This is a genomic window from Pseudomonas sp. NFACC14 (assembly GCF_900106885.1).
GTDB lineage: Bacteria > Pseudomonadota > Gammaproteobacteria > Pseudomonadales > Pseudomonadaceae > Aquipseudomonas > Aquipseudomonas fluorescens_AA.
Genome location: NZ_FNOA01000008.1, coordinates 22,257 through 44,859, shown reverse-complemented (window position 1 = coordinate 44,859; position 22,603 = coordinate 22,257). Strand labels below are relative to the sequence as shown.

Annotated in this window: 14 protein-coding genes; 1 reads left to right on the top strand and 13 read right to left on the bottom strand. The window is 61.3% G+C overall.

Going from position 1 to position 22,603, the window contains the following annotated elements; all coding sequences use genetic code 11:
• Positions 1-107 precede the first annotated feature (107 nt).
• On the top strand, positions 108-1,229 hold the full coding sequence (gene fic, locus BLU85_RS14125; RefSeq protein WP_092200482.1) for a protein adenylyltransferase Fic: 1,122 nt from the start codon (positions 108-110) through the stop codon (positions 1,227-1,229).
• A gap of 253 nt (positions 1,230-1,482) precedes the next feature.
• On the opposite strand, the gene BLU85_RS14120 is transcribed toward fic, so the two are convergent.
• The 13 genes from BLU85_RS14120 to BLU85_RS14060 form a co-directional block, all read right to left on the bottom strand.
• Entirely contained in the window at positions 1,483-2,676 is a 1,194-nt protein-coding gene (locus BLU85_RS14120) for a hypothetical protein (protein ID WP_092200485.1), read from the bottom strand.
• A 180-nt stretch (positions 2,677-2,856) separates the two neighbouring features.
• Positions 2,857-3,873 (bottom strand): hypothetical protein, encoded by a 1,017-nt coding sequence (locus BLU85_RS14115; RefSeq protein WP_092200488.1) that lies wholly within the window; start codon positions 3,871-3,873, stop codon positions 2,857-2,859.
• Between the two features lie 6 nt (positions 3,874-3,879).
• On the bottom strand, positions 3,880-8,277 hold the full coding sequence (locus tag BLU85_RS14110) for an RHS repeat-associated core domain-containing protein (protein ID WP_256572855.1): 4,398 nt from the start codon (positions 8,275-8,277) through the stop codon (positions 3,880-3,882).
• 82 nt (positions 8,278-8,359) lie between these two features.
• The gene (locus tag BLU85_RS14105) at positions 8,360-8,638 is read right to left on the bottom strand and encodes a hypothetical protein (protein WP_092200491.1); all 279 of its coding nucleotides are present in this window, start codon (positions 8,636-8,638) and stop codon (positions 8,360-8,362) included.
• Position 8,639: 1 nt separating this feature from the next.
• Entirely contained in the window at positions 8,640-13,079 is a 4,440-nt protein-coding gene (locus BLU85_RS14100; RefSeq protein WP_092200494.1) for an RHS repeat-associated core domain-containing protein, read from the bottom strand.
• A gap of 12 nt (positions 13,080-13,091) precedes the next feature.
• Positions 13,092-13,526: a DcrB-related protein gene (locus BLU85_RS14095; RefSeq protein WP_072407508.1), complete on the bottom strand. Its 435-nt coding sequence runs from the start codon at positions 13,524-13,526 to the stop codon at positions 13,092-13,094.
• Positions 13,527-13,544: 18 nt separating this feature from the next.
• Positions 13,545-15,482 carry a type VI secretion system Vgr family protein gene (tssI, locus tag BLU85_RS14090; RefSeq protein ID WP_092200497.1) on the bottom strand — a complete coding sequence of 646 codons (1,938 nt, stop codon included), beginning with the start codon at positions 15,480-15,482 and terminating at the stop codon, positions 13,545-13,547.
• A 160-nt stretch (positions 15,483-15,642) separates the two neighbouring features.
• On the bottom strand, positions 15,643-18,333 hold the full coding sequence (gene tssH, locus BLU85_RS14085; protein ID WP_092200500.1) for a type VI secretion system ATPase TssH: 2,691 nt from the start codon (positions 18,331-18,333) through the stop codon (positions 15,643-15,645).
• The gene (gene tssG / locus BLU85_RS14080; protein WP_092200503.1) at positions 18,326-19,375 is read right to left on the bottom strand and encodes a type VI secretion system baseplate subunit TssG; all 1,050 of its coding nucleotides are present in this window, start codon (positions 19,373-19,375) and stop codon (positions 18,326-18,328) included. Before tssG ends, tssH begins: the two co-directional genes overlap by 8 nt.
• On the bottom strand, positions 19,339-21,198 hold the full coding sequence (gene tssF / locus BLU85_RS14075; protein WP_060740016.1) for a type VI secretion system baseplate subunit TssF: 1,860 nt from the start codon (positions 21,196-21,198) through the stop codon (positions 19,339-19,341). Before tssF ends, tssG begins: the two co-directional genes overlap by 37 nt.
• A complete protein-coding gene (gene tssE / locus BLU85_RS14070) occupies positions 21,195-21,707 on the bottom strand; it encodes a type VI secretion system baseplate subunit TssE (RefSeq protein WP_058542707.1) in 513 nt (170 codons plus the stop codon). The genes tssF and tssE overlap by 4 nt, the downstream gene beginning before the upstream one ends.
• Entirely contained in the window at positions 21,701-22,126 is a 426-nt protein-coding gene (locus BLU85_RS14065) for a hypothetical protein (RefSeq protein WP_092200506.1), read from the bottom strand. Before BLU85_RS14065 ends, tssE begins: the two co-directional genes overlap by 7 nt.
• Positions 22,126-22,581 (bottom strand): type VI secretion system amidase effector protein Tae4, encoded by a 456-nt coding sequence (locus BLU85_RS14060; protein ID WP_092200509.1) that lies wholly within the window; start codon positions 22,579-22,581, stop codon positions 22,126-22,128. Before BLU85_RS14060 ends, BLU85_RS14065 begins: the two co-directional genes overlap by 1 nt.
• Positions 22,582-22,603 lie beyond the last annotated feature (22 nt).

Here is a 22,603-nt window from a genome sequence, read left to right as displayed (position 1 = left end):
CAAAAATCGAAAAACAGCGACACGTTATTCCGTCGTGTTTACACTGACGACATGAGAGGGCGCTGACCGAGCGCCCTAGCCCCTTATCTAAAGGATCAGGATCGCCGATGACTGCAGCCCCTCCCATCTGGCAGGCCGATAAACCGTATAACCAATTACCGCCTCTGCCTCCAGCCGCCGAACTGGAAACCCGTGCAGTACTCAAGCGCTGTATCGAGGCGCGCACGGCCTTGGCTGAGCTGAAGCAGGCAGCCGAACTGATCCCCAACCAAACGGTGTTGATCAACACCATCCCCTTGCTGGAAGCCAAGGACAGTTCCGAGATCGAAAGCATCGTGACGACTACGGACTTGCTCTTTCAGCATGCCCAGGAGCGTGACGGCCATGCCGATCCGGCGACCAAGGAAGCCCTGCGCTATCGTAAAGCCCTACACCACGGCTTCCTGTCGCTGACCGAACGTCCATTATCCACGGGCACGGCAGTTGACATCTGCCGCACGCTCAAGGGCGTGAACATGGACATTCGACGCGTACCGGGCACCCAGTTGGCCAACGACCGTACCGGCGAGATCATCTACACCCCACCGGATGGCGAAGATCATTTACGTGATCTGCTCGCCAACTGGGAGCGTTTCCTGCACAACGAGACGGACCTGGACCCGCTGGTGCGTATGGCCGTTGGGCATTACCAGTTCGAGGCGATTCACCCGTTCACCGATGGCAATGGCCGTACCGGGCGGGTGCTTAATACGCTCTACCTGATTCAAGAGGGGCTGCTGAACCTACCAATCCTCTATCTCAGCCGTTACATCATTGCCCACCGAGCCGACTACTACCGCCTCCTGCTCGATGTCACTCGTGAACAGGCATGGGAGCCTTGGCTGCTCTACATGCTCAGCGCCGTGGAAGAAACCGCTCGCTGGACCTGCGCCAAAATCGCCGCCATCCGCAGCCTGTCTGAACACTCTACCCAATTCGTTCGTGAACGATTGCCGAAAATCTATTCCCGTGAATTGGTGGATGTGATCTTCGAACAACCGTACTGCCGCATCCATAATGTCGTCGAGAAACAAATTGCCGGACGCCAGGCTGCTTCTCGCTACCTCAAAGAGCTCGCCGACATTGGTGTTCTGCGAGAAGCGCAGGTCGGCAAGGAAAAGCTCTTTATCCACCCAAAACTGATGCAACTGCTGGCGCGGGATAATAATGAGTTCAAGCCTTACGACTGACCTTCTATCGTTTAGTCGCGATCGGGTCGTGGCCTCAATCGAAGAGAGTTAAGCTGTGGTCACCGAAATCCCGGTTGGCGCGGGTCGACATTATCCAGCGCTCGGTTCGCCAGCAATGAATTTACCTTTTCTGGAACAGCCAAGTGCGAACAATAAAAAGCGTCGAGACAATGCTGTCTTGACGCTTCGTTTTGTGCCCTTGTCCTTTGTCTACCCGTGCGCTCCGAGATGTATCGGTAGGCACACAGGGTCTTTACATAAGTTTTTTATCCAAAGTGTGACTGTACAGGCCGGGGTTTTTAAGTCCTTCTAAAAGGCTGTCACGCTCCGCTTTTAGTGGTGCTTTTTTCTCCTCACTGGCACCACTTTGCAAATCGGCTTCTATTCGCTCCAATCTGGTTTTCGTATTTTTTATTGCTATTTCTCGGGCTTCAGCCTGGGTATCCATTGCCTTGATGCACCAAGCCGAGAATTTTTTCTGGCCCTCATTCGGGTCTGGCAATAAAAGAGCCGACATGCACAATTGCTGTTCATCATCGGCAAGCACAACGTTATTCACAATCCCTTCGACTGTTTTTGCTATTTGTTGTATGTGGGCGTCTGATCGTTGGCTACCCATGCCAGTGGTTTCTATTTTTACCTTTATTTCTCCGTCTGCAATGACGCCTTTTGTATCGGCTATTGCGCTGTCGATAACGGTTCTATCGTCTTTCAGGTTTTTGATTTTTTCTGCCAGGTCCGATGCGGTTTGATCCATTTCCGACGTATCGGCCTTGGCGTCCGCTTTTTTTGCATCACTGATTTTTTTGTCTACGGCCGTCTTCTCTGTTTCTAGGGCAGAAATTCTATCGCTGACCTTTTCTCTTTCGGCTCTTTGTTCGGCAAGTGATTTTGTCGCTTCAGCCCGCCCACTGGTCGTGAGGGCCATTGGAGGGGCCTTCACCGTTCCTGTCAGTTGCTCAATCGCCAAAAGGGCCACTGTATTTTTTTGGAAACGCCTCATGAGAAGGTCATATTGAGCGTCGCTTATCGCGCCAGACATGTAGCTCTCACACAAGCGATAGCCGAAATCACGGAGCAACTGGATGCTTTGTGTGCGTATGCCTGTGAATGCGGCCCCATCCTGCATGGCGAAAGCCAATTCACCGCTTGCCTTACCTGGATACCCCCCTTTTGCCGCCAACTCATAAGCAAGGGAGGCCATTGCATCGGGGCTGGGTTCTGCACACACAAATGTTCCTTTCTTTATGTGTTCCTCCGAAACGAACTTTCCGGTCGGGTCGTATTTTTTGGTTATGGTCTCGTTGGGGGCTACCAGTATGGCTCTCTGTCGAATATCGCTCAGGGAGCTTTCCCCACGAGAAACATCAAAAGTTCGGTAGATGCTGTTCAGGTTGGCGCAGCCGGCGATAGACATAATGATGAAAGCTAATAAGGTCCCCTTCATGGCGCATGGCTCCCTTTGCTTGGCGATGATGGCACTCTGGTATAGCTCATGGAGTCGATGTCCGCGACTGAGCCGAGCAAAAGAATGTTGGGAGGCCAAGCCAAAGCGCATTTTTTTCGGCAAGCGGGGGCGGCTTCGCCACCCAGCGGGAGCAAGCTCCCTCGCCACGGGGATTTGTGCTTAGCCTGCGTGGCTGTACAAGATGTTGTAGAACGAGGTGTGCTCATCGTTGATCAAGGCAAGATCCTGCCCCGTGGGAATTTTTTCGAACAGCGCTTTGTCGACCCCCATGCGACGCCGGATGATCACCTCCAGCAATTGGCCAAACAACGTTTCATCACCGACGTGTTTTTTCAGTTTTAGCACGTCGCGAGGTTTGTCTTTCAGGATGTGAAAGGCGTAATTCATCACAACCATATTGGAGACGAACAGGTTTGCCGTTGACTGAAGCGGATTGACCGCATCGATCAACGCCTCGAATATTTTTTTCGGGTCCTGAGCGTACGTGAGCAGAAATACATCGGGGTACATAAGCTCGCTGTGGCGATCATTGATCACGAAGCGGTAATGAGTCTCGTCGGGCTCGGTGAGTAATCTGACGGTGCTTGTTTGAAAGGTTTTCAACGTGCTGAGCAGTTCATGCTCTTTCCTGCTGTCGGCCTTGATCGTTTTGTAGACCCGATCAATCACGTCCAGAAAAGCCACGGACCCCAGCCCGTCGGTCGCCATCATCAGTTGATCGCCTTCGATGCTGAACCGGCGATAAGCCTCGTCATCGATGCTCAATTCGAAAAGCAGAAACCTGAGCATGTAGTTCCTCAGGCGCGCGTCGGCATCCAGGGCGCTGTTCTTCAAGCTGATCAGTTGGATCAGGTAGAAGAAAATAAAGTACTGCTTGTTGGTTCGTTGACGGTTGTCGATTTCAAGCAGGTAGCCAAAACGCGACAGGACCAGCAGCAGGGCGTAGCAGTCGAGTTCTGTGAAGCCGTTCTTCAACATGGCTTTTTCGAAAGCGCTGACGGAAAACAAATCATGCCAGCGGCTAACGCTGAAGGGCGCGCCATTGCGTTTTCTGGCGACAACGCTCAGCAGCGCAGGCTCGTCTTCTTCGTAAAAAACAGCACCCAACGCCTTCGGATACGGCCGGACGTTGAGGAAGTTTTCAAGCTTGTAGGAGAGAAGATCGAATATGTCCATCTGGCGTTATCCGCAGGTCTTCCATTTTCCGTTCGGGCCTTTTTTCTCGACACGAAATGACGTAATGGTTTTATTGAATTTATCCAATAATCGGAAACCGATGCCTCTGGCCTTGGGCTCATTCGTCTTGGACAGCACGCCATCTTTCAGGCCCGTCTCTTTATAGTCAACGGTAGAGATGTCCTTGTGATTATTGAGCATGCTCACACCTTCGTTATTGACGGTGGCCACTACTCGATACTTCTCATTGCCTGGGTTGAAACCAGGGTTACTGTCCTGGTTGACCCACACCGCTTTCTCTCCTCGGATATTCGGAACCAGGCCACCTTTGCCTCCGTTGGCAGCCTTGGACGAGACGGTTTCGCTCTCGCCCATGTACCGGATAATCTCATTCTCTTTGAGCCCCAGCGGGTCGATCCAGGTAAATGGATTCGGTGCGTAGCGATAGAGATTCAGGCTTGCCGCCAGGCCCAACGGGTCGGGCGTAGTAAAGCGGCCTATGTCGGGATCATAGAAGCGGAAGGTGTTGTAGTGCAGGCCCGTTTCCCGGTCCAGGTACTGCCCCTGAAAGCGCAGGTTCTGTTCTTCGATGTAGTACGGCTCACGGACTTCATCGGTGGTGTTGCCCCATACCTGGTAGTGCGCGTGCCATAGCGGGTGGCCGTCACTTTCGGTCAAGGCTTGTGGCAGGCCATTGGGGTCGTTGTGGTAATAGCGGATGCGTTGATGTTCATCGATGCCGTCGACGCGGGCCAAGGGCTCGTGACTGTCGCCGATGTAGAGGTACAGGCTGGTCAGGCTATTTTTATGTTCCTTGAGTAGTTGCAGGCCATCCCAGTCGAAACGCGTGCAGGCGATGAGACGTCCGTCGTCATCGTGTTCGGTTTTCTCAATCCTTCGGCCCAACGGGTCGTAGCGCATCCTGACGATGCTTTCACCGTCGGACTTGTGCGTTCTAACTTCAACCAACCGATGATCCGAGTCGTAGCTGAAACGCTGCAGGCCATGCCGGCTGCTGCGCTTTTCAATCACTCGGCCAAAGCCATCGTAGCGATAGTGCTTGTCCTGATAGCGCTTGAGTTGGTTGTGCGTAACCCGCCCACCTGTACCCGGTGAACCGTCGAGGAGATTGGCGGCGGCATCGAAGGAAAATGTTTCATTCTGGCTTTGCCGAGTGCCCTGGCTGGCCAGGATCCGGCCCGTCACATCGTAGTGCAGCAATTGGCGTTGTTGACCTGTTGGCAGCCGCTCAAGGCGCCCCACCAGGTGGTCGCCAGGATCAAACTCGAAATGGGTCTGATCGGCGGCAGGGATCAACGCCGGTTGGCGGGTATGCCGACGTTGGCGGCTGCGTAAGCGCCCGCTACGGTCATACTCACTCCGTGTGCTGATTTGGCCTTGGGTGCGCAGTACCTCTCGATGCAGCCGATCGCGTTCGAAGTCGCTGATGACGTGGCCGTCGAGGTTGATTTGGTGCAGATGACCACTGCCGTAGTACAGACGGTTGACCCAACGGCCATCGGGTAGGTGGGTCTGGATCAGGTTGCCGAGTTCATCGTAGTGATGCTTCAGAACGCCTGCTGAACTCTGCTCCTCAATCAGATAACCCAGCGCGTCATAGGCAAAGCCCAGTCGTTGTTCGTTGCCGTCGTTATCGATGACCGTGGCTTCGATTAACTGATTCAACGGGCTATAGCTGTACCGGGACTGTCCATCCGGTGTGATTCGGGTGGTCAGCCGGCCAATGGCATCACGTTCTAACTGATGAACAAGGGGCTTTTCACTGGGCTGATGACCACCTCGCGACGCGGCGACGGTTTCGACTCGTTTTACGTTGTTGAGGGCGTCGTATGTGTAGCCCTTGGCGCTGCCATCAAGGTTGCGCTGTTCGGTCAACCGATCCCCTGCATCCCAGGCAAACCGGTAGCTTTCGCCATTCTCGTTGGTCAGCGCTTGCAGCCGGCCGAAGCTGTCGTAGACAAACTGCACCTGCCGGCCCTGGGCGTCGGTGCGTTGGCGGACCTGGCCGCGGCGGTTGTGTTGGTAGAGCGTGGTGTGCCCGGCCGGGTCGGTGTAGCCGGTGAGCTGGCCGGCGGTGTCGCGCTGGTAACGCTCGGTGCGGCCGTCCGGCAACTGGCTGCCGAGCAAGCGCCCTTGAGCGTCGTAGCTGAATTGGGTGCGTTCGCCGAGGGCGTCGGTGATGGTCTGCAAATAACCGCGGGCGTCGTAGCTGAAGCGCGTCGGGTAACCCGAGCAATCGACGTGTTCCACCAATTGGCCGAACGGGTTCCAGCGCAGTTTTTTGCTTTTGCCGGTGGCGTCGATGATTTCCACGACCTGGCCGTGGGCGTCGTAGCGGTAGCGGGTGACGTGGCCCAGCGGGTCGGTTTCTGCCGTGCAGTTGCCGCGTTGATCGTAACGGTATTTCCAGCTGTGGCCGGCGGGGTTGGTGTCCACCCGCGGCAGGGCCCAGTGTTCGAGCCAGAGGGTGGATTCGCTGCGGCCCAACGGGTCGGTTTCGCTGAGCAGGTTGCCGGCTTCGTCGTAGCTGAATGAGTACTGGCCGCCCTGTGGATCGGTGGCGCTGAGCAACTGGCGCTCATCGTTCCATTCGAACAGCCAAGTCTGGCCGAGGTTGTCGGTGTATTGGGTAATCTGGTGCTGGCTGTTCCACTGCCGAATGCTGACGCGCTGCAAACTGTCGCTGATGCGGGTGATGCCGGCCTCAAGGTCATAGTCGAACTGGTAGGCGTCGCCTTCGTCGGTCCAGTGCCGGACCACGCGCCATTCCTGGTCGTCGATCAGGGCCCATTCGTAGAAGCAGTGCAGGCCGGTGGGCAACTGGTGCTCGACCATCCGTTGCCCGACGTCGTAGCGGAAGCGCCGTTGCACCTGGCCGCTGGCATCGCGTACTTCGGCGAGGGTGTTGGCCGCGTCGTAGGCGTAGCTGACCAGCACCTCCCGCGTTTGGTCGGGGTAGAGGCGCTCGATGTGGGTGACGCGTTCGCCTGCGCGGATCAGCTCGACGTGCACCAGGTCGAAGGTGTCGCGCAGCCGCACCAGGCGCCCGGCGTCGTCGTAGTCGAGGTGGATGCGGTTGTCGTTGCGGTCGCCCAGTTGGTTCAGGCGCAGGTGTGATGGGTTGGCTGGCGAGGGTTCGAACAAACGGTACAGGCCGTTTTCGCTTTCGATCAGCAATTGCCCATTCACATGGCGGCGCACGGCCAGGCCTTCGCCGGCGCTGAACACCGCGCCGCCCAAGGGGATGGAGCCCATGTCGATGGGCCGGCCCTGTTCGTCGGTGTAGACCAGGGTTTCGCCGCCCTCGGGGTGGGGCTGGATTTGCACTTGGACTTCGTAGGCGACGCTCCAGCCAGCGCCGAACAAACTGTCGCGGCGTTCGTCGCGGCTGTTGTAGACGCGCTGCCAGTCAATCGGCAGGATGCCGGGCAAGACGAAATCCAGGTCCTCGTCAGCGCCCAGCACCTTGGCCCCGGTGGCGGCATGCACCGGGTTCGACGAACCCATGGCGGCGTTGGCGGCCGCGTTCGCCGCGCTGCTGGCGGCCATGGACACCGCGCCGCCCACCAGCATGCACGGCAGTTTGCTGAAGAACTTGCCCTTGCCACCCTTGAGCATCAGCAGTGCGGTGACCGCCAGGCCTACGCCCGGGGTCTTGCCGCTGCGGATCTCGCGCACCACCACCGAGCCGCCGCCAATGGTTACGTTGGGCGAAATCAGCCCGGCCGACACCACCGTCGCATCGCAGGTGCTGCGGTCGCCGCTGCGCACGGCGGGTTGGCCGTTGATGGTGACCTTCTCCGAACCTTCGGCCATGAACTGCGGTGGCATGGGCGGGTGCTTGGTGCAGATCACCAGGTCTTCCGGTCGGGTCTCCGTGCCGGGGGCGGGCGAGGCGACAGTCGGGCGCCACATCTGCGAGAAAAAATTGCCGGCCATGTCCAGGTAGCTGGGTTCTTCTTCCGGCTCGGGCATTTCCAGTTCGGTGCCGGCCGGCGCCACATGGGAAACCACCGCCCCGGCGGCGCGGGCCGAGGGGATGTTGTTGGTGAAGGTGTCCTTGGAGCCGGTGAGGATGTTGGCCTGCACCGTGGGCGGAAAGAGGGCGTTGCCGATGCCCTCGCATAAATTGCTCAGGCCTTTGTCGGCCCCGGTCTTGCTCATGGCCAGGCCAACGATGGTGCCCACCACCAGGCCCAGGACGAAGCAGCCCAGGCCGCCGGTGACCACGGTGATGCCCGTGGCCGCGACCACGGCGGCGGTCGCCAGGGCAGTGATCGCAATGTTGGCCGCCACCTCCAATACACCGCCCAGGATGTCGGCCATCATCGAGGTGTGGTTGAGTGCATCGCCCAGGCGGGCGGCCCAGAGCGCGTCAGACATGCACGTTGCTCAGGCGGGTAGGGTGGCTGGGGAGTGTGTGTTCAAGCAGTTGGATGCCTTCCATTGCATCTGTCCTTGTGGGTTAGGGCATGCTCATCAGGGCCATTCTCAGGCGCTTGATCAGTTTCGGGGTCTTGAGGCAATCGGCCGGGCGTTTGTTACCCAGGGCGGGTACGGTCTGTTCCAGCCACCATAAGCCTTCCTTGAGCCCCCTTTTGCCGTAGAGCACCACGGCCATGTCGAGGTGGTTATCCATGACCTTGGCCAGCGCGCGGGCGTTGTCGTCGAGGTAGTCCTCTTCGTACAACCGCACGAAATGCTGCCAATCGGCATCGCCGACGTATTCGTCTTCCAGTCCCATTTTAAAAACCTGCAAACGAAATCAAGTTGCTGCCGGTCGGGTTTCGCGCCGACGGCGCCAGGATCCCATCATAACCATTCGCCTTGGCCCAGGCGCCGATTTGATGGGTCTGGGTGTATTTGTCGCCGGTAATGCTCTTGAGGGAGACCCCCAATTGTTTGCGCACATCGGCCCGGGTCAGGTCCAGGACGTTGTTGAGCTGCACTTTCTTGCTGACCAGCACCCGTGTGGACAGGTCCACGCCCCAGTGATTGACTTCGCCCATGGCTGTCTTGCGTGAGTTGGCGCCATAGACACCGCCCAGGCCGGGGGCGGTGTAACGGTGCCTGGAGGCGACGTTCCACTTGTGCGCTGTCCAAGTCGTGCTGATCCGCCCCGGCTCTTCAAAGCGATACACCGTTCGGTTGACCTTGCGCCCCTTGGGCGGCGTCGAGCATTTCATCAGCCCGAAGGGGTCGATCCAACTCACCGGGTTCGGCGCGTACTGGTAGAGGTTCAGCCCACCGGCTAGGCCGATCGGGTCCGGTGTGGTGAAGCGGCCGATGTCCGGGTCGTAGAAACGCAGGGTGTTGTAGTGCAGCCCGGTTTCGCGGTCCAGGTATTGGCCCTGGAAGCGCAGGTTCTGCTCTTCGATGTAATACGGTTCGCGCAGCTCTTCGGCGGTGTTGCCCCACACCTGGTAACGGGCTCGCCAGAGTGTGTGGCCGTCGGCTTCCGAGAGCTGTTCGGGCAGGCCGTTGAAGTCGTTGTGGTAGTAGCGGACCTTCTGCTGATCGCCCAGGCCGTCGACCCTCGCCAGGGGTTCGTGGCTGTCGTCGGCGTAGATGTAGAGGCTGGTCTGGCTGTCGCGGTGTTCCTGCAAAAGTTGCAACGCATCCCAGGTGAAACGGGTGCGGCTGAGCAGCGTGGCGTTGCGGTCGTACTCGGCTTTTTCGATGCGTCGACCCAACGGGTCATAGGTCATTTTTACGACCGAGCCGTTATCGTTGCGCACTTCCACCAGCCGTTGTTCGGCATCGTAGCGAAAACGCTGGACGCCACGTCGGGCGCTGCGTTTTTCCACCATGCGACCGAAACCGTCATAGCGGTAGCGCTTGTCCTGGTAGGTCAACAAGCGGTTATGCGCGACCTGGCCTGTGCCCAGACCGTCCAGCAGGTTGGCGGCCGGGTCATAGGCGAAGCTTTCACGCTGGCCTTGAAGGTTGTCCTGGCTGGCAAGAATGCGGCCGGTGGCGTCATAGTGCAGTAACTGGCGATGGGACGCTTCGGGCTGGCTGTCGAAGCGCTCCACCCGTTGATCGCTGGCGTCATAGCCAAACAGCGATTGCGCCACAGGCTGCAGCAGCGTGGATTGACCCTGTTGCCGCCGCTGGCGGGCCCGCAGGCGGCCACTGCGGTCGTATTCGCTGCGGGTGCTCTGGCGCCCCTGGGTGCGCAGCACTTCGCGGTGCAGGCGGTCGCGCTCGAAATCGCTGATGACCTGGCCATCGAGGTTGATCTGGTGCAGGTGACCGCTGCCGTAGTGCAGGCGGTTCAGCCAACGACCGTCGGGAAGCAGCGTCTGGTTCAGGTTGCCCAGTTCGTCATAGCGATGTTCGAGGTTCCCCGCCCAGCCTTGCTCGGTAATCAATTGCCCCAGGGCGTCGTAACGCAAGCCCAGGCTTTGTACTTCACCGGTCTGGCTGGTGAAGGTGATCGCGTTGACCTGGTCGAGCGCGTCATAGCGGTACTCGGTGCGCCCGTCTGCGGTGACTTTCGCCACCAGTCGCCCCATCGCATCGCGTTCCAGCTCATGAATGATGGGGGCTTGGGGGGCGAGGTCCAGGTCGGTGCTGCCAGGCACCGCGAACGCTTCCACGCGGGTGACGTTGTCCAGCGGGTCGTAGGCGTAGCGCTTGAGGCTGCCGTCCAGACTGTGTTGGGCGGTCAAGCGGTCGGCGGCGTCCCAGGCAAACCGGTAGCGCTCACCGTTTTCGTTGGTCAGGGCCAGCAGGCGCCCGTAGTTGTCGTAGCTCAGCTCCACCCGGCGGCCATGGGCGTCGGTGCGCACCCGCAGTTGACCGCTTAGGGTGTGTTGGAAAGTTGTCGTATGCCCGGCCGGATCGCTATAGCTGATCAACTGTCCGCTTGCGTCACGCTGATAGTGCTCGGTGCGCCCGTCCGGCAGTTGCTTGCTCAGCAGTCGACCCTGGTCGTCGTAGCTGAAAAGCGTCCGCTCTCCCAGTGCGTCGGTGCTGCTGAGCAACAGCCCTCGCTCGCAATAGCTCAACCGTGTGGTGTAACCGGAACAATCGGTGTGTTCGCTGAGTTGTCCAAGCGCCGTCCAGCGCATGCGCTTGCTTTTGCCGGTGGCGTCGATGACCTCCACCACTTGGCCGTGGGCGTCGTGGCGATAGCGGGTGACGTGGCCCAGCGGGTCGGTTTCGCGAATGCGGTTGCCCCGCGCGTCATAGCGGTATTGCCAGGTATTTCCCGCGGCGTCGGTTTCAGCCAGGGGCAGGGCCCAGTGTTCGAGCCACAGGGTTGACTCGCTGCGCCCCAGCGGGTCGCGGGTTTCGCAGAGGTTGCCCGCTTCGTCATAGCTGAACTGATGTTGTCCGCCGTTGGGATCGGTCGCCCCCAGCAACTGGCTTTCGTCGTTCCACTGGAAGGTCCAGGTGCGACCCAGCGCGTCGGTGCTTTCGGTAATCTGATATCGGGTATCCCAGCGACGGGTGCTGATGCGCTGCAAACCGTCGGTGATGCGCGTAGTCCCGGCGGCCAGGTCGTACTCGAAGGTGTAGGCGTCGCCCGCGTCGGTCCAGTGGCGAACCACGCGCCATTCCAGGTTTTCAACCAACGCCCATTCATAGAAACAGCGAAGCCCGGTAGGTAGTTGGTGTTCCACCATTCGCCGCCCGGCGTCGTAGGCGTAGCGACGTTTTACCTGGTCGTTGGACTGACGGACCTGCGCCAGATCGCCCTGGCCGTCGTAGCCATAGTGCATCAGCACTTCCCGGCGTTGATCGGCATAGAGGCGGTCGATCCGGCTGACCCGTTGTGGCCAGCGCTCGTCATACGCCAGTGCGATGCGGGTCAGGTCGAAGGTGTCACGCAGTTGCGCCAGGCGTCCGTTATCGTCGTATTCCAAGTGGATGCGGTTGTCGTTGCGGTCACCCAGTTGGTTCAGGCGCAGCAGCGCTGCATTGGCTGGCGTGGGTTCGAACAAGCGGTACAGCCCGTCCGCGCTCTCTATCAGCAGCTCGCCGTTGGCATGCCGGCGCACGCTGAGGCCTTCACCGGCACTGAACACGGCACCGCCCAGGGGGATCGAGCCCATGTCGATGCGTCGGCCCTGTTCGTCGCTGTAGACCAGGGTTTCGCCGCCGTCTGGATGGGGCAGGATTTCGACGCGCACCTCGTAGGGCACGCTCCAACCTGCACCGAACAATCCGTCGCGGCGTTCGTCGCGGCTGTTGTAGAAGCGTTGCCAGTCGATCGGCAAGATGCCGGGCAGGACGAAGTCCATCTCCTCGACATCGCCCAACACTTTGGCCCCGGTGGCGGCGTGCACGGGGTTCGACGAGCCCATCGCGGCGTTGGCCGCGGCGCCCATCGCGCTACTGACCGCCATCGACGCCGCACCGCCGATCAACATGCAGGGCAGGTTACTGAGGAATTTACCCTTGCCGCCCTTGAGCATCAGCAGTGCCGTGACCGCCAGCCCGACGCCCGGGGTCTTGCCGCTGCGGATCTCGCGCACCACCACCGAACCGCCACCAATGGTCACGTCAGGTGAAATCAGCCCGGCTGATACCACGGTCGCATCGCAGGTGCTGCGGTCGCCACTGCGCACGGCGGGCTGGCCGTTGATGGTGACTTTGTCCGAGCCTTCGGCCAGGAACTGCGGCGGCATCGGCGGGTGTTTCATGCAGGTGATCATGTCCAGCGGCTTGGGCACGGCACCGGGCGCGGGCACGGCGACGGTGGGACGCCACATCTGCGAGAAGAAATTCTCGGCCATGTCCAGGTAGCTGGGTTCGGCTTCGGGGGCTTCAAGTTCGGTGCCGGCCGGCGCGACATGGGACTCGATCGCCCCGGCGGCGCGGGCGGCAGGGATGTTGTTGGTCAAGGTGTTGGTGGAGCCGGTGAGGATGTTGGCCTGCACCGTGGGCGGGAAGAGGGCGTTGCCGATGCCCTCGCATAGGTCGCTTAGCCCCTTGTCGGCCCCGGTCTTGCTCATGGCGAGGCCGACCACGGCGCCCACCACCGCGCCGAGCAGGAAGCAACCCAAGCCGCCAGTGGCAACGGTAATGCCCGTGGCCGCGACCACGGCAGCCGTCGCCACCGCGGTGATCGCAATGTTCGCGGCCACTTCCAGGACGCCGCCGAGGATATCGGCCATCATCGAGGTGTGGTTCAGCGCGTCGCCTAGCCGAGCGGCCCAGAGTGCGTCAGACATCCAAGGTGCTCATCAAGCCTGAACGTCGAACAGCAGCGAACCCTTGATCGTTGCCCAATGCGCGGCTTCGGCATCGCCCAGTTTCTCGGCTTTCACGTAGCTCAGGGCAAGCATTTTTCGGGTGCCGGGCAGCACCAGGGCCAGCTGGAACTGGAAGACCTTTTCATTGCCCTTGTTGAACTGGCTGCGCAGTTCGATGGCTTCGACTTCCTGGTTGGCGCCTACGCGCACGGTGGCGCCCGGTTGGCAGCGCAGGTCCTGGACCTGTTTTTCCAGGCGCTTGAGCTGGTCGTCGAGGTTGCTTTGCAGGGTCTCGCCCTCGGCCAGCAAGCTGCGGCTGACGATCAAGGACGTGCCCAGTTCGGGGAACTTGAGGATGTTGATTGTCGCGTCCAGCAATTCGCTGGGCGGCAGCTGGAACTGGAATTCATTGAGGCGGTAAGTCATGGCGCGAAAATCTCGAGGTTAGCCCTTGGGTGCAGGGAACGCGGCTTGGATGTTGGCATCGATGCTGCCCTTGACGCCCTGGCCGTCCGGCGTGGCTCCGGGGCCGCCACCGTTGTTCAGGTGCAGCACGCCGCCGGTGTTGAACTCGGCATCGCCGCTGGCATAGAAGCTGATCTGTACGCCGGTCAGGTTGATCTGGCCGCTGGCGTTGAGCTCCAGGATGCTTTCGCCGCATACCAGGCGCAGGTTTTCGCCCACTTCAATCACGTAGCTCTGGCTGATGCTGTCGGTCTTGCGCTGGCCCACCGAGAGAATGTCCTCCTGCTTGACGATGCGCAGGCGGTTGTTGCCGATGGTCACCGTCTCGTTGTGGCCGATGCTCTTGTTGCGGTCATGGCCCACCGAATGGCTTTCATCCACCTCGACCACGATGTCCTGGTTACGCTCGGCGTGGATGTACAGTTGCTCGGCGCCTTTCTTGTCTTCCATGCGGATTTCGTTGAAATTCGCTGGCGTGCCGCCCTTGCTCGAACGGCTTTTCATGCCGCTCTGGGTGGCATTGGCGGGCAAGTCATAGGGCACGGTCTGTTCGGCGTTGTAGACGCGACCGGTGATGATCGGCCGATCCGGGTCGCCTTCGAGGAAACTGACGATCACTTCCTGGCCAATTCGCGGGATCTGCATCGAGCCCCAGTTTTTCCCGGCCCATGCCTGCGACACGCGAATCCAGCACGAGCTGTTTTCGTTGGATTGGTCGTGACGGTCCCAGTAGAAATGCACCTTCACCCGGCCGAACTGATCAGTCCAGATTTCCTCGCCCTTGGGACCCACCACTAGCGCAGTCTGCGGGCCTTTGACGATAGGGCGATGGGTGATGGGCAGTGGCCGATAGCTTTGCTGGGCGTCGATACAGGTCAGGCTGCTTTCGAACTGCGCCGAAGGCGCGCCACCGCCGGTTTCGCCGCTTTCCTGGGAAATGTAGTAGCGGGCGCCGACGATCAGGTATTCGCGGTTCTGGTCCTGGCGGGTGAAGCCGGTGAGGCTGAACAGATGCCCCGAGCCCAGGCCCCGGGCGTTACCGGCCAGCTCGACCTGTTCGTGCTGGGTCTGCAAGGCTTCGATGCGGGTGCGGGCGTAGTGTTCGCCGTCCTGGCTCTGCACGTAGGTGCCAGGGTAGTCGTAGAGGGGATAGTCGCCGGCCGTGTGCGGGCGGGGCATGGCCGAGCGTACGTCGATGCGTGCGCTGGGGCGTTGAAAATCGTAGTCGTTGAGCTCCAGCGAGCCGGGCTGGACTTCCTGGGCCAGGTGCCAGTCGTGGATGTGGTCGCGCTCGCGCTGCTGCTCGTTCTTGGGGTAGTAGGGCACCGAGCCGTAGCCGGGCGCCTTGGTGTGGGCACCATAGGCGTCGGCCAGCACCAGTACATGACGACCCTGCTCATGGCGGAAGAAGTAGTAGATGCCTTCCTGCTCCATCAGCCGGCTGACGAAATCGAAGCTGGTCTCGCGATACTGCACGCAGTATTCCCACTCGCGATACGTCTGGCTCAAGGCGTCTTCGAAATCGGAAAAGCCCAGGTCGCGGAACACCTGCTTGATGATCTGCGGGATGGTCAGGTTCTGGAAAATCCGGCAATCGGAGGTGCGGGTCAGCAGCCAAAACCACGGGCGCAGGGTGGCGTGGTAGCTGGCGAACTGGCCCTGGTCGACGTTCTGGCTGAAACGGGCGACGATGCCATGGAAGTAACGCTCGCCACCGCCATCGAGCTGCAGGCTCACGCACATGGGCTTGCCGAGCACCTGATTGAGGTCGATTGCGTTGTCCAGCGAGTGCAGCTGCAGCTCGTAGTTGAACAGCCGCCCCAGTTCTTCGCCGCCGCTCATGTCCTTGAGCAGCAGTACCTCAGGTCCCAGGGGGCTGGTGATCTTGGCCAGGCGTGAGGCTTGGTTGAATAACATCGAGTGTCTCGTGCAAGTTGTAGTAACTGACGGAACCGAATTCCCACTGTGGGAGCGAGCCTGCTCGCGAAAGCGCTGTGTCAGGCAACATGGATGTCACTGACAGATAGCATTCGCGAGCAGGCTCGCTCCCACAGGAGATAGACGTGTTCCTGTCAGGTCAGGCCGCGTCGCTGAAATCGTACTGCAATTCGTTGTCCACCGCGCTGATCCGCACGCCGGCCAAGGCCTTGCCTTCGAGCATGCGGGTCAGGAACTCGCGGCTCATGTCCGGCAGCAGGCTGTTGGTCAGGATGGTGTCGATCATACGCCCGCCGCTTTCGGTTTCGGTGCAACGCGAGACGATCAAATCGATCACCGCGTCGTCGTAGTCGAAGGCCACTTTGTGGGTGCTCTCCACGCGCTTCTTGATGCGGTTGAGTTGCAGGCGGGTGATGGCCTTGAGCATCTCGTCGCTGAGCGGATAGTACGGGATCGTCACCAGGCGGCCGAGCAGGGCCGGCGGGAAAATCTCCAGCAGCGGCTGGCGCAGGGCCTTGGCGATTTCTTCCGGCTCGGGCACGTTCTGCGGGTCTTTGCAGACGTCGGCGATCAGTTCGGTGCCGGCGTTGGTGGTCAGCAGGATCAAGGTGTTCTTGAAGTCGATCACCCGGCCTTCGCCGTCCTCCATCACGCCTTTGTCGAACACCTGGAAGAAGATTTCATGCACGTCCGGGTGGGCTTTTTCCACCTCGTCCAGCAGCACCACGCTGTACGGTTTGCGCCGCACGGCTTCGGTCAGCACGCCACCTTCGCCGTAGCCGATGTAGCCCGGTGGCGCACCCTTGAGGGTGGACACGGTGTGGGCTTCCTGGAACTCGCTCATGTTGATGGTGATGACGTTCTGTTCGCCGCCGTACATGGCTTCGGCCAGGGCCAGGGCGGTTTCGGTCTTGCCCACGCCGGAGGTGCCGGCGAGCATGAACACGCCAATCGGCTTGCTCGGGTTGTCGAGGCCGGCGCGGGAGGTCTGGATGCGCTTGGCGATCATCTGCAAGGCATGGTCCTGGCCGATGATGCGTTTTTTCAGGTGCTGGTCGAGGTTGAGCACGGTTTCCAGTTCGTTGCGGGCCATGCGGCCCACCGGGATACCGGTCCAGTCGGCGACCACCGAGGCCACGGCCTGGTAATCCACGGTGGGCAGGATCAGCGGGGTTTCGCCTTGCAGGGCGGTCAGGCGCTGTTGCAGGTCCACCAGTTTCTCGCGCAGGGCGTGGCTTTCGTTGTCGGACGCCTCGCTGGCGTCCTCGCTGTCCACCACGCCAACGCGCTCGCGCAGGGTGGCGCGGGTGGCGAGCAGTTCGTCCACCAGGGTTTTCTCTTCGGCCCAGCGGCTTTCCAGCTCGGCCAGGCGCTCGCGTTCGGCGCTCAGCAGGCTTTCGGTCTGGGTCTGGCGAGTGCCGATGACCACGCCGATGGCGTGCTCACGGGCGATGATTTGCAGCTCGGTTTCCAGCGCTTCGATGCGCCGACGGCTGTCGTCCACTTCGGCCGGCACGGCGTGCAGGCTGATGGCGACGCGGGCGCAGGCGGTGTCCAGCAGGCTCACGGATTTGTCCGGCAGCTGGCGCGCGGGAATGTAGCGGTGGGACAGCTTGACCGAGGCTTCCAGGGCTTCGTCGAGGATCTGCACCTGGTGGTGCTGTTCCATGGTCGAGGCCACGCCGCGCATCATCAGCAGGGCTTTGTCTTCCGACGGCTCGGCCACTTGCACCACTTGGAAACGGCGGGTCAGGGCCGGGTCTTTTTCGATGTGTTTCTTGTACTCGGCCCAGGTCGTGGCCGCCACGGTGCGCAAGGTGCCGCGGGCCAGGGCCGGCTTGAGCAGGTTGGCCGCGTCGCCCGTGCCGGCGGCGCCACCGGCACCCACCAGGGTGTGGGCTTCGTCGATGAACAGGATGATCGGCTTGGGCGAGGCCTGGACGTCTTCGATGACCTGGCGCAGGCGCTGTTCGAATTCGCCTTTCATGCTCGCGCCGGCCTGCAACAGGCCTACGTCGAGGCTGCGCAGTTCCACGTCCTTGAGGGCCGGCGGCACGTCGCCGGCGACGATGCGCAGGGCAAAGCCTTCGACCACGGCGGTCTTGCCCACGCCGGCTTCACCGGTGAGGATCGGGTTGTTCTGTCGGCGGCGCATGAGGATGTCCACCAGTTGGCGGATCTCTTCGTCACGGCCGACGATCGGGTCGAGCTTGCCGCTGCGGGCTTGCTCGGTGAGGTCGACGGTGAAGCGCTTGAGGGCTTCCTGCTTGCCCATGGCGCTGGGGGCCATGGCGCCGCTGGCTTCGCCCGGCACGGCACCGGCATTGAAGCCGTCGCTGGCGGTCAGGGCGTTTTCCGGCGAGTCGCCGACGTATTCGTCAAACCGCTCGCTCAGGGCTTCGACCTTGACCTTGTCGAACTCCGACGACAGCCCCAGCAGGGCGTGGCGCAGGCTCGGCGTCTTGAGGATGCCCAGCACCAGGTAACCGGTGCGCACTTGGCTTTCGCCGAACATCAGGCTGCCGTAGACCCAGCCGCGTTCCACGGCTTCTTCGACGTGGGACGACAGGTCGGTGATCGACGTCGACCCCCGTGGCAGGCGGTCGAGGGCTTCGGTGAGGTCGCGGGCCAGGCGCGCCGGCTCGATGTTGAACTGGCGGATGATGCGATGCAGGTCCGAGTCCTGCAGTTGCAGCAACTGGTGAAACCAGTGGGCCAGTTCCACATAAGGGTTACCGCGCAACTTGCAGAACACGGTGGCGGCTTCGATGGCTTTGTAGGCCACGCTGTTGAGTTTGCCGAACAACGCGGCGCGACTGATTTCACCCATGCTCATGGCTCCTTGAGGTCTGTGAGGTGTTGGCCTGTTCGGCGTAATGCCGGGCCAGTATTAGATCGTTGGCATCTGTTTCGGGGCGACCCAGCCAGGTATTGAACCCCAGGCGGAAACGACCGTTGAGTTGCAGCGCCGGGACTTCGGGCTGTTCCAGGACCAGGTTCAGGTCCCAGTCCAACTCATGACCCAGGTATTCGGCGACCCAGGCCACCAACTCATTGAACGGCTGGCTGCCGGGCAGCATGCCCATGTAGTCGACGAGCTTGAGTGGCCCCAGGCGAATGCGGAATTTGTGCTGGCGATCCCACACGAAGCGGCCGAGGCAGAAGTCCACGCCCAGTCGGGCGTTAACACCGACGCGGCTGCGTTCGGGCAGTTCCAGCCATTGGCCGACGTATTCTTCGATCTCCACCGGCAGGCCGAAGTACTCGCTGAGAATCGCCTTCAAACCGTCCGGGTAACGGGTTTGCGCCGACAGGTGGCCGCTGTAGTGCAGCTTCGCCGTGTCGGGGATCAGCCCCTGGTTGAGCAGGCTCGGCATGCCCCGGCCGCTGAGGGCCGCCAGGCGCGCCGACCAGTAGTCATCGTCCGGGCGGTCATGGCTGACAGTCGGCCGCGCTTCGGCCCAGGCCCGGTAGAACAGGCTGAGCAGGCGATGGTGAAACACGTCGAGGAAGCGCTTGCTGGTGCCGTCGGCGTTGTTGCGCTGGCGTTCGCGCACGTATTCGGTGATGTGCAGCGGCATCGGGCCGTTGGGGCCGCCGAGGCCGAAGAAGAATTGCTCCAGGCGCGCCGGCGTACCGTCGCCGCCCGGTTGCACCGAGGCGAGGGTGGCCGGGGCGAAGGTGCAGTCGGCCTGTTGCCCGAGGCGCAACGGGTCATCGGCCAGGCGCAGGGAATGGCCCAGGCGCGGCAGCTCGGGGGATTCGCACTCGATGCGCCGCAACGCCTGGAAGAAGTCGTATTCCCAGGGCTCCTGGTGCATCGCCTCCAGGGTACTCACAGGGTCGGACGACGTCCGGGCTTGGCTTTCCATCGCATGATCTCGCCGCGTTCGGTGGTACGGATCACCGTCTCGGTAAAACTGTTGATCGACACGTAGCGTGCCAGGAAGCGTTCGAACACCGCACCGAGCAGGAACACCCCGGTGCCGCGAAACGCGTTTTCATCGAATTCCAGGGTGATCTCCAGGCCCCGACCGAACACGATCGGGCCGGGCATCGGCAAACGCCGGGTGCAAGCCTTGCTGCTGACTTCCCGCAGGCCTTCGATCTGCAATTGCAGCGCCGCGTCGTTGCTGTCGCCGTACAGGCGCAGCAGTTCACGCAGGGCGGCGGCGCCTTGGCCTTGTTCGCTCAACGACAAGTAGTTCAGCGACAACTGGCTGATCAGCCGCCAGGCCTTGGCATCGTGGGCATGGCTGGCCCGTGGGCGACTGGGACCTGCCACGCAACGCACGGCGCCAACCGGCGCACTGTCGGCCAGGGTGAAGTCGGTCTTGCCGTTGCCCACGCCCATGAACAGCGGCAGGTCGCGGTTGGTGCACAATGCCGTCACGCCCAGTTGACGCAGGTCGTGGCGGTAGGGCGCTTGCTGGCTGTCCACCAGGCTGACGAAGGTTTCGCTGCCGATGTAGGTCGAGCGCGGGCCGTTGCGCCGTTGGTCGCTGGACAGCACGCGCGGTTCGCGGCGCACGGTGTAGTAGGCCTGGTCGCGGCCATAGCGGGACGGATCGCGCACGGCGTAGAACGGCAAGAACGGCTGCTCCGGCCCGGTGCCGTGACCGGTGAGGCCGCTGAGCGAATGCACTTCGAAATCCATCGGCCGGGTGCGGTCGGCGATCACGTGGTGTTCGTTGACCCGTTCCGACAAGTGAATGCGATCCAGGCGCTTGGGGAACAGGTTGATGGCCGGGGTGCAGAACGGCAGGAACTGCGAAGCGCCGACGCTGCCTTCCAGGCTTGGATCGTGACGGTCGAACAGCACGATCAACTCCAGTTCCTGGCCGTCGCAGCGTTTGACCGCGCGGCTCAACTGGGTGAAGTCGACAAACAGGAAGCGGTGGGGCAGGGCGAAGTATTCCTGCAACAGGCGATAGCCCTGGAAGGCCCGGGACACCACCGGCAGCGCGGCGTCGGCATCGTCGAAACCGCGCGAGCGCAACGCATCCTGGGGCAGCCGCTCCACCCAGTCGCCGCCGGGCTTGCGGGCGAACACCGCGCAGGCGTTGCCCAGCAGTTGTTCGTAGAGGCGGAAGGGCTGTTCGTCGGCGCCGCTCAAGTACAGCGGCAGGTTGTCCAGGGCCAGGCTGTTGAACGGCAGTTCGGCACCGGTGCGCAGGGTGATGCGCAGCCCGGCCTTGGCCTTGGGCTCGCTGGCGGCCAGGCGCCCGAGCACCACGGACGGGTTGCCGAAGTATTCAGCCTGGCTGACCTGCAACGGCCACAACGTCACCGCGTGGGCGGTGCGGTACTCGCAGCAGGTCTGGGTTTCGCGACCCAGGGCGGCGCGCAGGACGGTATCGCGGGGCAGCGGGAAACCACTGCTCAGCGAGCCTTCGTCTGGGTCTGCCTGCATCTGCACCACGGTCATCGACGGCGTTGGCGCCAGGTAATGGGGGTAGGCGATTTCCAGCAGGTTGTGGGTGAAGGTCGGGTACTCGGCGTCGAGCTTGAGCTGCACCCGCGCCGTCAGGTAGGCGAAACCTTCCAGCAGGCGCTCGACATACGGGTCGGCGCAGTCCATGCCGGACAACGTCAGCCGACTGGCGATCTTCGGGTATTCCTTGGCGAACTCCGCCGCGCTTTCGCGCACGTGGTGCAGTTCCTGGTTGTACAGCTCCAGCAGGCGCGGGTTCATGAGCGTCTCCGCTGGTCGGCGTTGACCACGCGCACATGGCCGGTTTCCAGGTCCAGGTCGGTCTGCAGCATCAGGCGCAGGGGCACCGGCTGGGCCCAGAGGTCGCCCTCGATCTCGAAACTCAAGGCGTTGTGGTTCATCTCGGCGGTCGCCCGGGCCCGCACTCGCAGGGTGTGGCGCAGGATGCGCGGTTCGAAGGTGGCAATGGCCTGGTGGATCAAGGTTTCCAGGGCCGAGACATCGACGTTCGACGCGCTGTTGCCGGCCAGCGCCGGCAGGCCGAAATTCACCACCGAGGTGCCCGCCGGGGTGTGCAGTGTGGCATCGGCGTCGAGCAATGAGGTGGTGTTGAGCAGCCACGCCAGGTCACGCAGCACCGAGGCTTTCAATTGGGTCAGGGACAGCACGCGTTTGTCGGCGCTTTCCTTGGGGTTGGTCGGATCGTCGTCGGTCAACCGGTCCAATAGGGAGGGCTGGAGGCGATCGCGGGTGGCGATTTCGGTTACCACGTAAAAGGTGCCACGTACATTTTCTGGTCTCCGCCGGCGCCGCAAGCTGCATACAGGCTGACCGTCCCCGCCTCGAAACCTTCTGGCATCTGACGGATAGCCTGCATTTTGCTCAGACAATCGCGGCTGGGGGCGGGCATGTGTTCGCTGCGCCAGACCGCAAAAATCGGGATGTTGTTGAACATTTCCACGCGCAGTTTCTGCTGTTTGTCCAGGCTGAAGCCGCACGGCCATTCCATGTCCAGCTTCATGCGACTCTGGTCGGGTCTGACCAGCGTGCATTGGCCCTGATCGTCAACCAGGCTGAGTGGCTGGCCCACGAAAACCGCCTGGGTCGTCGGCGTCCCCGCATGCTCGGCGCATGCACTCAGGCTGACCAGGCTAGTCGTCAGGCATAGGGCGAACAAGGCCTTGTTCATTAAGTGAGCTCCCAGAACCAGATCTCCTTGGATCGATAGAAAAGGTCGCTGGTTTGGGTCAGGCCACGGTTCCACAGATCGATATGGTCGCCGCTACGACCTTCGGCAGTCTCGCCTGATTGCTGGAAGCAGTCCTTGAAGAAAATCAGGCCGGTCTTGCCCATCAACGTGCGTCGGTTTTCGGTGCTGTTACTGAGTCTGGTTGGAGCACCCAGGTGGTGCTTCCACAACCAGTTCGCCAATGATTCGGCGCCCCTGGCGTGTTCATGCTTGCACAAGGGGTCTTTGGTGTAGGTGGATTTGTTGACCTTGATGGTTTTCTCCGCATTGAGCGTCAGGCTCATGCGTATGGCGCATTGGTTTGCCCAGGGACCGTCACAGGGTTTTGCGTCAGGATGGGCAACCAGCAGGTCGGAATAGGCTTTCCACAAATTGATAAACGAAGGCTTGGCCATGACTCAGACACCGAAAGGGAAC

Bases quoted from the DNA above. Each gene is read 5' to 3' on its own strand.
- tssF (WP_060740016.1), bottom strand. From the start codon at position 21,198: ATGAACCCGCGCCTGCTGGAGCTGTACAACCAGGAACTGCACCACGTG.
- BLU85_RS14060 (WP_092200509.1), bottom strand. From the start codon at position 22,581: ATGGCCAAGCCTTCGTTTATCAATTTGTGGAAAGCCTATTCCGACCTG.
- fic (WP_092200482.1), top strand. From the start codon at position 108: ATGACTGCAGCCCCTCCCATCTGGCAGGCCGATAAACCGTATAACCAA.
- BLU85_RS14095 (WP_072407508.1), bottom strand. From the start codon at position 13,526: ATGACTTACCGCCTCAATGAATTCCAGTTCCAGCTGCCGCCCAGCGAA.
- BLU85_RS14100 (WP_092200494.1), bottom strand. From the start codon at position 13,079: ATGTCTGACGCACTCTGGGCCGCTCGGCTAGGCGACGCGCTGAACCAC.
- BLU85_RS14105 (WP_092200491.1), bottom strand. From the start codon at position 8,638: ATGGGACTGGAAGACGAATACGTCGGCGATGCCGATTGGCAGCATTTC.
- BLU85_RS14065 (WP_092200506.1), bottom strand. From the start codon at position 22,126: ATGAACAAGGCCTTGTTCGCCCTATGCCTGACGACTAGCCTGGTCAGC.
- BLU85_RS14120 (WP_092200485.1), bottom strand. From the start codon at position 2,676: ATGAAGGGGACCTTATTAGCTTTCATCATTATGTCTATCGCCGGCTGC.
- tssG (WP_092200503.1), bottom strand. From the start codon at position 19,375: ATGGAAAGCCAAGCCCGGACGTCGTCCGACCCTGTGAGTACCCTGGAG.
- tssI (WP_092200497.1), bottom strand. From the start codon at position 15,482: ATGTTATTCAACCAAGCCTCACGCCTGGCCAAGATCACCAGCCCCCTG.
- BLU85_RS14115 (WP_092200488.1), bottom strand. From the start codon at position 3,873: ATGGACATATTCGATCTTCTCTCCTACAAGCTTGAAAACTTCCTCAAC.
- tssH (WP_092200500.1), bottom strand. From the start codon at position 18,333: ATGGGTGAAATCAGTCGCGCCGCGTTGTTCGGCAAACTCAACAGCGTG.
- BLU85_RS14110 (WP_256572855.1), bottom strand. From the start codon at position 8,277: ATGTCTGACGCGCTCTGGGCCGCCCGCCTGGGCGATGCACTCAACCAC.